Here is a 14284-nt window from a genome sequence, read left to right on the forward strand (position 1 = left end):
CCTCTGCACACAGGCTGTGTGCAATTGGTTAATTTAGAGTTTTTTGACCTATTTTAAAGGTGTGTGCAGAAAATTTAGTAAAAAAAAACACCCAAAAAATGAGTGTTTTACGGGTGATTTTACAAAAGGTTTTACAAAATGTTTTACCCTGGTATTTCAGGCCTATGGTATAGTTATTGGGGTCTCTTTTTGACTGAGACCCATATCCAAACTATAACTGCCAGTCCAACCGTTCCGATAAAAAAATATACAATACCTTTATCAATTTTTGTTTCTTCCTTATCCTGTTGAATTGGACGTGCTATTTTGTCAATCTTGGGCGGTTCATGATACTTTTCTATTATTTTGTTGAGGAGGTCTGACAAAGTCATTTTCTTTGACTCAGCTTCTTTTTGAAGTTTCAACTTTCGTTGCTCCGTAACTCGAAAATTGATGTTGGTGTCCTTGTTTGGTGTTGGTGTCATTTCTTTAAAATTTGAGTGTGAAAATTAATTAAATCAATATTCAGGTTGATAAAAAAGCTGTAATCCTTTGAGGAAAACTAATAGATGTTTCCATTACAGCCATTTTTTAAATTTTGTGTTTGTTTGTAAAAAGTAAACGATTCGGTTGAGCCTCTTTCTTTTTACTTTTTCGACCCGATTCTATCCACTCAATAAGGTCTTGTTTTTTGAAGTAGTTTTGACCGGATTTAGAAAAGTGGGGAATACTGTTTGAACTGCACAAAGCATATAAAGTTTGTTTAGCTTTTTTGAGGAAAACTGATGCCTGATCCATATCCATGAATTCATCATCGTGCTTGGCTTGGGTAATTCCCTTTTGTAACAGTTCTGAAATTTCCTCCCTGCAAATTTGTCTAACTCCATTAAGGAGTTCTGCAAGTTCTACTCCTAGAAAAATTGGCTTGTTCATAATTTTAAGTATTAAAGTTTATGCGGATTCCGTTTGGATTCCATAGGGCAAAACTAAGAGGCTAAAATGGTGGTGACAAGAAAAATTTTGTTAAAATAGTGCGTTTTGGTATTTAGATTTTATTTTCTTAGGAAGTATTTTAAAGAATGCCTTGACATAGTGGAAGTTAAGAAGGAACCTTTTTTAGCTGGGAATGGGTAAGGAGGGAGAAGTTGTGTTTTGCACATTGTTTTACATATTGCAATAAAAAAAGGAGTCACATTTAGGTAACTCCTTGATAAATAGGCTCTAAAACTTGTCTAATACTTTGTTGAGTGTCTTGATTTCTTAAAATAGTTGGTTTTCCTCCTTGAAAATGAACTTTGGTATTTTTATACCAAGTAAGTAATCAAATCCAACACCAAGCGGCTCACTTTCACCCGAAATTAGTGGCACATTTTGATCTGGAATTCAAGGATACAATTTATTTGAAAAAAAGTCGAAGGTTTAAATAACATCCGACATAATTATATGAAATCAATCTTGAATCGGTGGCGGTAAACTACCATCACCATAAACATATTTATAGTTTATAATTTTATTATAGTTTGTATCGAATACATCTCGCAATCTGTTGAAATTATCATACTCAAAGTAATTGATTAAACCAGAAGGGTCAGTTGTTTTGGCCAAACCTATTAATGGTCGGTAAGTAAAGCTGGTTATCAATGAATTAGGCATGGCAGCCCTTAAAGAGTTCAATTTTGTTGTAAGTATGTTAGGATCCTCAAGATTAAATATTTCAAGAGCCGATGATCCAGCAGTAGTTAATCCAGTATTTAGTTGAGCCACTGTTGCATTTTTAATCTCGGCAACTATATACTGCCCTTTATATCCCCATAGGTACGTTATATTGTCAGAATTTAATAAAGTATAATCTCTCAAATTCATTCTCGCATCAAAAGTATTTAACCTAATCCTTTCTCTGTAATAGGTACTTACAAAGGAGTTTCCATTAAAAAGACTTGTATTTGCAACGCTTTCAGTTAGGGGCATGACACTCTTAAAAGTATAAACTTTGTCTAATGCAATTACATTACTTTTCGGAAAAGTAGGTGCCGTACTTAACTCATAACCTAACTGGCTTGAAATAGGTATAGTTTTATAGTAATTAAGTTTACTATTTACAAGAGTCCTGGTTCCACCTCTATTTACCCAAGTTTGTGACTCTACAACAGGTGTGACATAATTATTGTTAATCATTTCTGTGATAAATGATTGCTTTGGATTCACGGTCTCATAATCAAGAGGATATTTATTGATGGTTTCTTGAGTTGACAAATCACTTTTTTGGGATACCGTTTTTACAACTTGAAGGTGTTTCGGAGTAGTTTCATAAGTATAGTTTGTAACACTTGTCATTGGAGATAAACCGTCCATATCATAAATTTTATATGTTTCTTTGGTTTTTCTAAAGACGCCAGAAACTGTGTAATAAAATTTATTGAAGTAAATTTTACTTGGTAAACTTGTATTATTCGGCACGCTAGCCAGAAATTCATTATAAAATGATGGAACCTTATATTCAGTTAACTTATTGGTATATATAACGCCCTTTGCGGACGCAACCTCTCTGTTATACTCGTACTCTGTTTCCTCAACAGGTGTATTCGTTATACCCTTATAAACCCTTTTTGATAAGAGAAGTCCTCTTTCGAAATCATAATTCTCAGAAGGTCCAATAGGGTCATTAATCTCAACTATACAATTACTACTGTAATATGGAGGGGGTTGATTCTTTAAAACTGAATTTATATCGTGGTATGGAGGTTCGTAAGACGAAAATTGATACACTACTTTATTTGTATTATTGACTCTTTCTTCTACATTTTTGTAGATTACATTCGGAGCTCCCAGAGTCACAATAGAATTGTTTTGATACTTTACATAGCCAGCAAAGCCCATGTTTGGTGAACTTGTTGGGTATAATTGAAATTCTAAAACAGATGAGAATAATGGCTCTCTGTTAATTCCACCACTTGATTTTGTGGGAGTAACTAAATCATTGTAAGTAAAATCTCTTACTTGAGCAATTGGGTTTGAACCATTGTCAGAAGTTGTTATTCTTTTTACTCTGACACCAGGACCATATTTTTTATCATTACCAACGCTTTTAAAAATAGTCACTTTGGCACTTATTCTTAGGTCTTGGACACAGCCTTGATTTGTTAATTGAGTTGGAGTTAAAAAAGTATTTATATCATAATTTGTCCCTGGAGAAAGAGGTACAGATGAATAGGTAGTTACGTTATTCAATGAGCAAGGAGTATTCATTGCGGGACATCCCTGACTGGGTGGATTATACGGGCTATAAACACACCCATATTCTATTTTATAACTAGTAGGTTGTGTTACACTAATGGTTGGGTTTCCTAAACCTTGCCCCTCAACTACAAGAAAATTGAAGGTCTCTGTTACTATCTGTGGCCCAGTTACCAATCCGTCAGATGTAAAACTGTATTCGTTCTGATCATATTCAAAGCTAGTAGTTCCGCCTGTCGGATAAGTAATTCTGTTTAATGAACCCAATACAGCTTTTTCAAAGCTAGGAAGTCTTATCGCACCTTTTTCTGGTATTAAAGACATATTTGGAGCCCCATTATAATAGCCCCATGCGTCTAGACTTTTTGTCAAACCCGTACTTACATAATAAGGAATCCTCCCACCAATGTATTCAAATTTGTGAGGTTGCTTTTTTTCCCCTAAAGCTCCAACGTCACCAACGCTTAAAAGCATTAATTTATCATCAATGTCATATAAAAGCTCATTTCTTTGAATAAACTCATTGCTGCTTTTATTTCTTACCTCTATACTATTTAATCTTCTAGTCGTACTGGTTTCAGAATCAACAAACTCGCTAAGCACCTCAGAATTGAAAATAACTTTACTGTAACCCGTTTCGCTCTCAATAGTAGTAAGGAATCTTTCCTCTGAATAAGTTTTAATTAATCCATTAAGTCCCGTAGCAGTATACCCTCCTGAATAACAGTCTAAATTTCCGGGTGGACAATATGGAAACAAGCCCTTTTCTATCCAATCTAACTGGATTCTTCTAGTAGCGTTCGATGATACACCTGAATACAAGTCAGTATAGCTGAATTTTAATTTCCTACCATTGGGAGAGACAAATTCTGAAATATGCCAAGCCGTAGGATTGTCATCATTGGGGTTAGAACCATTGGATACCGACTCTGAATATTCCCTCTCAGAAAAAACATATTTGCCGCCATCTTCAGTAGTAAGGGTAAATTTCGTAATGATTCCGTTTACTTCATGTTGATTCTCAGAAAGATAATTTAAAATTTCCTTTTCAATTTTTATCTTTCTGGCTGACACAATATGTGCCTCACCATTTTTATCAAAGAAAAACTTGCCAGCATATCCACCAAAATTGAAATGAAATATATCTGGCTGGGTATCAGTATTATTGTTTAATGCGTCAGTATAAAAATTCACTAAATTTTGCTGGTTACAGGTAATGGCAGCAGTTAGACCGATATCGGCAGCTGCTCCACCATTGGTCAAGAAACCTTTTATTACTGTTTCATCTCTCAAGCCTTGGACGGTTCTTGTAATAACACCACCGCCGCTCAACGTCCACCCTCTCCCTACCCAACTCGATTTCTCCATTGGCTTAAAGCCATTGTAATTGTAATCAAGTGAAATAGGCCATTTGATGTCTCCTTCAGTAATTACATAAAGTGGGATAGAAATATTCGGAGTTCCAGCACTGTAATTCATATTTATTTCTCCATACTTGCCCAAGTGTGCTGCATTCGGAGAAGGCGGGACCTGATTGATGATATCCTCTTGTGCCACAGCAAATGTTGATAATAAAACAAGGAGAGATATAAGTTTCTTTTTCATATTCAATTGTGTTTATTTCGTTTTAAATTTCCATAAATCGTTTGAAACTCGGTTGGTCAGTTCACTATCCACATAGTTCCCGCCAAATATCCATAGGTTGCCATTTGAGTCAGAAAAACCATTACCTCCTTTCTGAATCGGGGGATTACCATTAGACTGTATATACATCCATTTATTGTTTGAAGGGCTGTATTTCCAAATATCATTATTGAGATACATAATGTTGTTTTGTGTCGTTCTTTGGCCTCCAAACAACCAAAAGTCACCGAGATCATCTGTCCAGTTGATAGCTTCGTGCCTGAAGCCTGGCGTAACATCATCGGAAGCAACCTCCGTAACGCCGGTATTGGACTTTTCAAAATGGCCTGATTTACCTTTTAATAATATCCATCTTTTTGCAATGATATCAAACTGCCAAAGATCTGATAAGCCCCCATCACCTAGTGCTTTGGGGTCTAAACCATATCCTCCATAAATGTAGAGACTATTGTTGTTTGAATTATACCAACTAGATGCTTGAGCTCTGGCAGATGGAATACGTCCAAAATCTTCTTTATCACTGGGCGATACCTTTGGGTCTTCTTCTATTGGGCCAGCTACTAATATCCAAGTTTTCTTATTAAAGTCAAATTGCCACAAATCGGCCAAATAGCTATCTTTTGCCTTATCATTAGAATAAACAGACCCTCCGAACATCCAAAAATTGCCATCTTTATCTGTCCAAAAGGCACTTCCGTATCTCGCTCCAGGTAAACTACCGGCTGAGTTCTCTTTCTTGATAGATACATTGTTTTTTTGGTTTGTCTTATCGGAGCCACCCATAAGAATCCATGTATTTTTTTTAGCAGAAAAATGCCACATTTGGTCATAATTGCTGACATTGTCAAAACCTCTACCACCAAACATCCACAAGTCACCGTTCTTATCCACCCAGGTGCTGGCACCTTTTCGCCCTTCAGGTTGAGTGTTGAAGGATTCAATAGATTTAGCATACCTTTCTACTTTCTGGTTTACCTTTCTGTTTCCTTTTTTTAATTCCCAAGATTGCGTTGTAAGATTAAATGACCACAGTTCATTGAATACGCCAACTTCACCAGTCTCTTCAACACCTTCACCACCAAACATGTAAATACTGCCCTTTTTATCATTCCACAACATTGCACCTTGCCTTGGTGAGGGATGATTGCCAGATCCCAAATCTAAGCTCACTTTAGTAACTTTTGGGGTATTACTTTTGAGACCTTCTAGATTTTTAGAATCAAAGCGTTCCAGTTTCTCCCATTGGTTGGGTAGAACTTGGGCTTCAATTCTGAAGTTAACGAATGTGAATAAAATTATACCCAAGGGGAAGTAAACATTAATATTTTTCATACGGTTTTAATATTTGTGTATTTGAAAGTGGAAATTAAAGAATTATACTAAAAACTTCAATGGTCGCTTTTTAAGATCCTTAATTATGTAAGCTTTTTGATTTTAAGGATTAGGTTTATCTTATCTGTAGACTGTTTTATTACATAATGTTAAAAGGTCATAATGTCTCTTTACCAACAATTTAATACATAGCTCAAAAGCAAAAAAAAATAGTTTTGATCTTTAGGATAATTTTATCAAACATAATATTATGTACGAAGAATAGATTAAACATATCTTTTTATAAAAAATATTTCTTTCATTTTCGGGTTTCTTAACAGTAAGTTCAGCAAGTGTTTTAAAATTTAATATAACAAATATTTAATTTAGTACTTTCCCTCTCTGGTTTAAAGGTATATCACTTATTAACGGGGTAATCATCATAGAAGGAATCCAATTGTTTACCCCATTAATAAGGGCAGCGTCATTTAATTTACTCAGTGACGGTTCATTTCGCATAACATTAAAAGCAATTTCCTTGAGTTGATTAATATTTAAATTTATTAAACCGATTTTTTCATTTCTTTTTAACAGTTCTATAACTACTCGAAGCCTTATGACCCAATCCCCATAAATCGAAATACTTTCTAAATGCTTTGCTTTTGAATATTCCGTTTCAATCGCACTAAGTATATGATAGTCTCCATTATTGGTGTAAAACCAATTTCCCTCGGGGCTGTCTCTAACTTTTGATGTGTACCTTAAGTGAGGTAGCTCGAATTTATCAATATTTACCCTTTGTTCAGAAATTAGATTACATTTATTTACACCTCTTCTTGGTAATCGCTCGGATAAAACTTTACCAAATAGTAAGTTTTCATCGTCAAGATACTCGATTTCAGGAGCTATATCGAATAAATTATAAACTGAAATTATACATTTTTCATCACTTTCATGTAATAATAACTCACTACAAATAATTGACTTATACGTGCATTTTTCTAAGGATGGAATGCTTGAAAAGGGAATGTTTTTCAATGGCAGTTCATAAAAACGTAGAGTAGTTTCCATAATAAAGGTATTCTCAATTTAATCAAATAGTTTAGTCCAATTGGGTACATTTTGCTCTAACCAATTGGAAGCTTTTTCCATATACTCTGGATAGTCCTTTCGTTTCGGGTCAAAAGCATTATATTTATTAGCTACTTCTCCAGATGCTTTTTTGTACTCTAATATTTTCTGTTCAATTGCTCTAAGTAATTTTTTATCGGGCACCCCTTTAATTACACTTTCTATTTGTAGTGTTAACCGTTCGGATTTAGTATACCTTTTGAGAATATTAAAAGATTTTCCAATATACGGAAGCCCTAATTTAATCCCTTTATATACTGTGAACGCACCAGTTGCTACACCACCTATTAAATCTGGTCCTCCAGTAATTGGAGAAATTCCGGTTGGTATACCATTTTTATCATAATCAATACCATCTACACTTCTACCATTCCAATAATAATCAACATGTTGCCAAAATCCCTCAATAGGAGGAAGTTTTTTGGCTGTAACAACAATGTCGTTTAGTACTATTGTTTTTTGAGTGCCAGATGTATCTGCTGTTAAACCATCTAAATCAATCAACAAGATTGGATTATTTAAGCAATAATTATAGGGATTATTTTCTTCAACAACTTCAGCCATCGGATCTACCCCGTTCCACCTACCAATCATGGGGTCATAATACCTAGCACCATAATCCATCCAGTTAACATTAAGCTCCTTGATTCGCTCTTTACCATTGTAAAGATATCTGTCTGTTTGGCCACTTGGTATTTGTGTTTCGGTGGTTTGGTTAAAACTCACGCCCCATGCATCATAATGGGTTTCTTGAACCATCATGGTTGGTTCAACTCCAGCCCCTACACCAGTAATAATGGCAAATGGAGTTGTTGTGGCTCTTTTGGGGTCTCCACAACGACAGGCTACACGTTGATTGCCCAAATGATCTTTTAAGTCATATTCGTACCGGTGAATTGGTGAACCCACTGGAGGAGCAACAGTTGTGTTGTTTTCATTAGTGTAAACTCTTGCAGTAAGTATTGCTCTACCCTCAGCAGTCCCTATAAAGTCAAGTGTTGCAGGTGTAGAAACTGCCCCGCCGACCCATATACTTCCTCCCAAATAATCATATGACCTTTGAACCGCCCCAGTAGAATTGGTATATTCAGTTCTAATTTTTTGACCGTTTGGCAGGTAATAGTTGTTAATTCTACCATTGTTTGTAGCAGTAGAATTGTTGGTGGTTATCATCTGAGAGGGCAAGTTTATACCATTGTATGTAATGGCTAAGCCTTGGTTTATGTTTGACGTTGTTAATATTACCTTATTCCTGTCTCTTGTAAGATTACCAGCAAGATCATACGAATATTCATCGACTGCTGGCATAACTGTAGCCTCAGCGTAAAAAGCAGTCTTTGAAGAGACATCAGTAGTATTTATCAGTCTATTAGAATTGGCTGCATAAGTATAAGTGATGTCATCGACCAAGGTATTGGTTGTCCCTACTAATTGCGAACGTTTTAGTTTTAATATATTCCCATTTTTATCATATGGGTTGGTTCCATAAACTTCTGTGCTTAATCCCCCTCTGCCACCAGTATAGTTAGCTGCTAGTGTCCTATTTAAATTATCATAGGTATAGGTGAAGGCCTCTTGTGCCGTGGGCGTATCATTACGTTTTTTTAATGTTCGCCATTGTTGACCTGTAATATTGCCGAGATACTGTCCAGTTGCATTATAATCTAAATGCATAGCAAACAAGTCAGGATTAGAGCCTGTTGCTTGTGTTGTAAATGTGGCTAGATCATTTATGTCTGTAAGCCACCCTCTAATGTTGTATTTATAGTTATTTCTTTGCACATAACATCCTTGAACTTTCTCGTTTAGCTCCCCTAAATCATTATAATAGTTTCTGGTTACAGGTTGCCACGGATCAGCATCTATTTTTTGGCAAACGGATTGAACTCTACTTGCTTCGTCGTAAGTAGTTTTCAGCTCAATGGTTTTGCTTTGGGTTGTAGAAGCTGTTAAACTTGTCCAATGTTTGTATTCTGTAGTTTGTTTTGTAGCAGTAATCCTGTCCACAAAATCATATTTGTTATGGGTATATTCAAAACCATCTTTGTGATTTTTAGTGCCGCTTTGAACTATCCTCCCTTTAGAGTCATAATAGATAGTATTAAGAATAGTAATTCTTCTTATCTCATTTGCTGATGTTGGAGCCGTTAATAAACCTGTTCCACCCGTTAAACTAAAAATAGAATTCACGGTACCGACTAACCTACCCTGTAAATTTGTGGCGTGCGAAGTAGCATAGCCATTGGTGCTAAATGCAACTTGGTTGGCTGCTGGATAATTGGTCGTAATTAAATTATCGTAATAATTTCTTTGAAACTCAGTGATAGTGGCAGTTGGCCAAGTATTGTTTGCTGCTGCATTTGTTCTTAAAGTATTTACTAATTCGGTTCCAGTGTAAAATCCAGAGCTTACAGGCCTATTAAGATTATCAAATTTGGTGTAAATTTTGGTACCTTTGGCGTCCCATGTTAGTACCAGTTGGTCGCGAATATTGTAAACGTACTGATTAATGGCTGTTTCGCCAGGCATTCTTTTTTCTATTAATAAGCCATTTGGGTCATAAAAGTAAGTAAATACCAAATCCCTAATAGAAGCGTCACCGTTTGGAGCAAGATTTATCAAATTGTTGGCAACTTTTGTTTTAAGATAGGCCTCTGCTTTGGGTTGAATTACATACCTGAGTTTGCCCATGTCATCATAAACATAATATGTTCTAGTGGTTATAGTGGTATTGTTAGCCGCTTCGTCTTTACACACTATCTGGCCTTCCCTATTTTTGTATTCTCTGGAAAGGTTTCCATTTTCATCGGTCATTTCCGTTACCCATAATTCTCCATTGGCATAGTTGGTAGAAACAACTTTTAATGTTACGCTTGTAAAGTCAAAATTCAAATTTATTACTTCATCTGTGGCAACATTAATTCTATAGTTAAAAGTTTTTAAATGCGGTATTGGATTGTTGAGCTTCCAATCAGCACCAACGTTGCCTTGACGCTTAATCCTCTGTAATGCAGAATTTTCATATTCCGTTTCGGCAAAAGCGTTTGCATCAGATTTTTCAGATTGGTAAAATCCATTAATGGTACTCCCGTTATCTGCCAAATTAATGTAATCATAGCTAATTGGATTAAACGGCAATGGTAAATATTTTTTGGCCTCTCTACCAAAATTATCATATTCATAATGCTGAACGATATTTTTACTATTACCTCCGGAGTTTTTATCAAAAGACTGCAGTGCCCTACCCAAGCCGTCTATGTAGGTAATTCTTTGTTTTATTTTGGTTTGATCAGTATTGTCTAAATAGGTGTTCTCTACAATATAATTTAGATGTCTGTAGTCACTTACAAAATTTTCATTCGCAGTTGGGTTTATAGTTTTTATTTGCTCACCATCCGCACCGCAAGTGGTACATTCACAATTTGAGTTAACTTCTATTTGTACTGTTGCGGTTTTAGCAGGACATCCGCCTGCAATACTCGCAGAGACGGTATAAATTCCTCCATTAGCCAATTGAATGTTGTTAATATTTGCGGTACTTCCAGTTGCGACAAAACCATTTGGCCCGGTCCAATTATAGGTTATACCCGTATTAGCGGGCGTAACTACAGCACTTACAGCTACATTCGTACTAATTGTAACTAAAGAATTTATGGGGTTTTGGGTAAAACTAATACTACCAACGGTGTTTGAGATATTAAACGTGATTGAGTTGGAATAAGAACTGGTACATTCATAAGTATAGCATGCTGCTTGTAAAGAGTAGGGTCCTTCATTAAATGTCATTTGTTCGTATATTGGACCCAGACGCCCGTCGCCCCAAATGACATTGTCGTTAGGGCATTGCCCGGTTAAATCAACATAAATAGGTTGTCCAAGACATATTGAAGTGTTCAGATTGGGCATGACTGGAGTTGGTAAATCCACTATTTCAATTGTCGATGGAGCCGAACTTTGACTGTTACCACATGAATTTTGACAATATGCAGTGTAACTTGTTGTGAAATTAGGTGTGACACTAATTGTAGGTCCTGTTTGGCCATTTGACCATATAACAGTACCAATACAATTATTGACACTTAATATTGAAGGGGACGAAGTATAATTAGTACATTTCAAAGGCCAGCCTGATTGTATTATGGGCACATCGGGTACCGCATTTACAGTAATGTTTATCAAATTAGACTCGGCTGTAATACATTCACTATTTACTACACATTTTACCCAATAGGATGTAGAAGACGTTGGATAAACAGCCAAAGTATTTGATGTGGTTTGTTGGCCTGTCGACCAAAGAAATTGACCTGCACAATTTGAAGCTGATAAGATTGCTCCATCGCTACCGTTTGTGTTAGTAATACAGACGGACGACTTATTAGAAGTCAGTACAGCAGGAGTTAATGGATTAACTAAAATTAAAACAAATCCACCAGTTGAATTGCTTGGACAGCCAGGCAAACCGCTATTATCACAGCTAATTTGATATGAAATTGATGTTGTGGGGTTCACAGTCTGATTTATTCCCAAATAACCATTGGAATTTGTCCAAGAAGGCAAACCACTGGAACAGCCAGTACTATATAGTTGAACGGTTTCTCCTGGGCAGATTAACAATTTATCTGCCTTTACGCCCGGGTTTATGCATACCAAATTAATTGAAATTTTTGAAAACAAATTGATTGAACTTTGAATATCATCAGATACTCCAATACTAAATGCGTTTTCATCATACAATTCCATCCACGTGTCTAAGCTATTCAAACTCGATATATAAGTTCCGCTAGGTTGATCTGTTGAAACTTCTAAATTATTGCCGTTTAGACTTACTTTTAAAATATAGGCTCCTAAATTATTTCCAGTACTATACAATCGAACCTTAATGTAATAGGTTTTACCACTATAATTGAATCGATAAAAATCATTATCACTACCACTATTAAAACAAAATATACTACTTGAGAATGGTAAAATAATATTGCCAAGATCCGTAGCCGCTTGTAAAGATTCATTTGGCTCGATTTCATTAATGGAGCATCTCCCGCTAATAAGAAAGGAAGAACGGTCACTTTCACATCCCGAAGTTGGTGTACATCCAGCTTCAATTGCGTAACTACTTGAATTAGGCTGTAGCGTAATAGAATTTCCAGAACTAATGAAAACATTATTTCTGTACCAATTTATAGTACCATTACAATAGTTAGCAGAAACAGAGAAACTCTGTCCATAAACGAAAGAAACATTTGTCTGAGATAGAACAGGCATTCCCGGTTTGTAACAGTTTAAATCAATAACTATTTTTGATAGGCCATTGCCATTCCCATCATCATTTTGAGCCAATTGAGCATATCCGCTTTCATCATACAAATGTAAATATGAATCAAAATATCCTGGAACACTTGCCGCTTCTGTTGTCAGAGTAAGAATTCCACTACTGACAGAAATGTTTAATTTATAGTTACCTGAAGAACTAGCCGAGTATCCTCTAACCTTTATTATGTAGTTGTGGCCATTATAATTCCAAATAAAAAAATCTTCATCACTAGGCTCTATACACAAGTCCCCACTAAGATAATTGGTCGAGGAACCAATGTTTGTGGTAGTTACAGGTGTATCATTTGGTTCATTTGGGTCGCATGTGCTTGTTAAACTTTTAGATTCACTTAGATCCGTTTTTTTATTACTAGGATTTATGTCTCCTTTTTTAACAAGCCTAATACTTTCTCCTGTTACATGGAGAAATAAGGATTGTTTTTTAACGTAAATAGCTGTTGGGTCAATATTTTTTGCAAAATCTTTTATTAATATAAATTCGGCATTTTTAATTTGTTCCTTAAAATAACCTTTCAAAATTATTTCTTTTTTTTCACCTGGCTTTGTTAAAGTCAAGTTCATAAAATCATAATACTCGCCTCCAGTTACCACGAATTCCTCTGGAACTACTAATTTAATATAGAAATTTCCACAATCTTTTTCTGCCCAGCTACCTTCTAAATTAAACTTGGTAAAAATCATTCTTATATTTACCAAATCTCCAGTGGTATAATGATTCTTGGTGGACTCAATTTTAAAACCTATACAGTCTGTTTTTTGGCCAGAATCGTTTTTAGTTGAGTCTGTTGTAGAGTTTGCTAATGAGAAGTGAGAACCATATATTGAAAATATCGTGGTGAAAAGTATAGGGAGAATTAGTTTCATTTTATATAGGGGTTTAAATAGCAGGTACTTGTGGAACAAATATTATATAGAGTTTTTTAAATTCCAAATACTTCTGATTTATATTTTGTTATTTTTATTTAATGAAAGGTTTCTACTTAAAAGCAATCTAAAGCCTGAGCGTCGAATTATCACTGCATTTTTTCATGACTTTTCTTTTACTAATTTACATCCAAAATTTATGAGTGAAGTTCCAGTCATTCTTTACACTCTTAATGCAAAAAAAATCACAATATAATTTGGAATTTACAAACCGAACGGTTTATATTTGTTCTATGTTTACAAAATCAGATATCACCAGGCAAACCATCATTGAAAAATCGGCACCGATTTTTAATACCAAAGGGTATAGTGCAACCTCTTTGAGTGATATTTTGGCGGCTACTGGCCTAACCAAGGGTGGTGTTTATGGCAATTTTGAAAGCAAAGATCAAATCGCCATTGAAGCGTTTGAACATTCCATTTCAAAACTTCAAGAGGCATTAAGGTTCAAAATTAAGAAGGAAAATACGGCCAAAGACAAACTCTTGGCTATTTTAACATTCTATAAAAACTACAGTATTAATCCTTTGACTGAAGGAGGTTGTCCGTTGCTTAACACGGCCATTGAATCAGACGATAATCTTCCTTTTCTTAAAATAAAGGCTCAAAAAGCCCTAAATGAGCTGTTAGCTGGCTTGGCATCTATAGTTCAAAAAGGCATAGATTCAAAAGAATTTAAACCAGAATTAGATCCTCAAAAGGAAGCTACTTTAATCTTTAGTATTATTCA

7 protein-coding genes and 1 pseudogene are annotated in these 14284 nt (G+C 35.3%); 1 reads left to right on the forward strand and 7 read right to left on the reverse strand.

Annotated features, from left to right (window positions below; genetic code table 11):
• Positions 1–173: 173 nt before the first annotated feature.
• From EGI24_RS13985 to EGI24_RS21995, 7 genes and pseudogenes are all read right to left on the reverse strand, one after another.
• Positions 174–464, reverse strand: coding sequence for a hypothetical protein (locus tag EGI24_RS13985; RefSeq protein WP_255049068.1), 291 nt, complete (start codon positions 462–464; stop codon positions 174–176).
• Positions 465–570: 106 nt separating this feature from the next.
• Positions 571–912 carry a helix-turn-helix domain-containing protein gene (locus EGI24_RS13990; protein ID WP_255049070.1) on the reverse strand — a complete coding sequence of 114 codons (342 nt, stop codon included), beginning with the start codon at positions 910–912 and terminating at the stop codon, positions 571–573.
• Between the two features lie 516 nt (positions 913–1428).
• On the reverse strand, positions 1429–4818 hold the full coding sequence (locus tag EGI24_RS13995; protein ID WP_255049071.1) for a hypothetical protein: 3390 nt from the start codon (positions 4816–4818) through the stop codon (positions 1429–1431).
• A 12-nt stretch (positions 4819–4830) separates the two neighbouring features.
• Entirely contained in the window at positions 4831–6189 is a 1359-nt protein-coding gene (locus tag EGI24_RS14000; RefSeq protein WP_255049072.1) for a kelch repeat-containing protein, read from the reverse strand.
• Between the two features lie 360 nt (positions 6190–6549).
• Positions 6550–7239, reverse strand: a complete 690-nt coding sequence (locus EGI24_RS14005; protein ID WP_255049073.1) for a hypothetical protein — start codon at positions 7237–7239, stop codon at positions 6550–6552.
• 18 nt (positions 7240–7257) lie between these two features.
• Positions 7258–10113, reverse strand: a complete 2856-nt coding sequence (locus tag EGI24_RS21990; RefSeq protein ID WP_409035484.1) for an RHS repeat domain-containing protein — start codon at positions 10111–10113, stop codon at positions 7258–7260.
• Between the two features lie 213 nt (positions 10114–10326).
• Positions 10327–13494, reverse strand: a pseudogene (locus EGI24_RS21995) (DUF6443 domain-containing protein); the annotation flags it as partial.
• 257 nt (positions 13495–13751) lie between these two features.
• Here EGI24_RS21995 and EGI24_RS14015 point away from each other — a divergent pair.
• On the forward strand, positions 13752–14284 hold a 533-nt coding region (locus EGI24_RS14015; RefSeq protein WP_255049076.1), incomplete at its 3' end, for a TetR/AcrR family transcriptional regulator.

The organism is Lacihabitans sp. CS3-21 (genome assembly GCF_024343675.1).
Taxonomy (GTDB): domain Bacteria; phylum Bacteroidota; class Bacteroidia; order Cytophagales; family Spirosomataceae; genus Leadbetterella.

Coding starts and splice junctions, on each gene's coding strand:
- EGI24_RS13995 (WP_255049071.1), bottom strand. CDS start 4,818: ATGAAAAAGAAACTTATATCTCTCCTTGTTTTATTATCAACATTTGCT.
- EGI24_RS14005 (WP_255049073.1), bottom strand. CDS start 7,239: ATGGAAACTACTCTACGTTTTTATGAACTGCCATTGAAAAACATTCCC.
- EGI24_RS13990 (WP_255049070.1), bottom strand. CDS start 912: ATGAACAAGCCAATTTTTCTAGGAGTAGAACTTGCAGAACTCCTTAAT.
- EGI24_RS13985 (WP_255049068.1), bottom strand. CDS start 464: ATGACACCAACACCAAACAAGGACACCAACATCAATTTTCGAGTTACG.
- EGI24_RS21990 (WP_409035484.1), bottom strand. CDS start 10,113: ATGACCGATGAAAATGGAAACCTTTCCAGAGAATACAAAAATAGGGAA.
- EGI24_RS14000 (WP_255049072.1), bottom strand. CDS start 6,189: ATGAAAAATATTAATGTTTACTTCCCCTTGGGTATAATTTTATTCACA.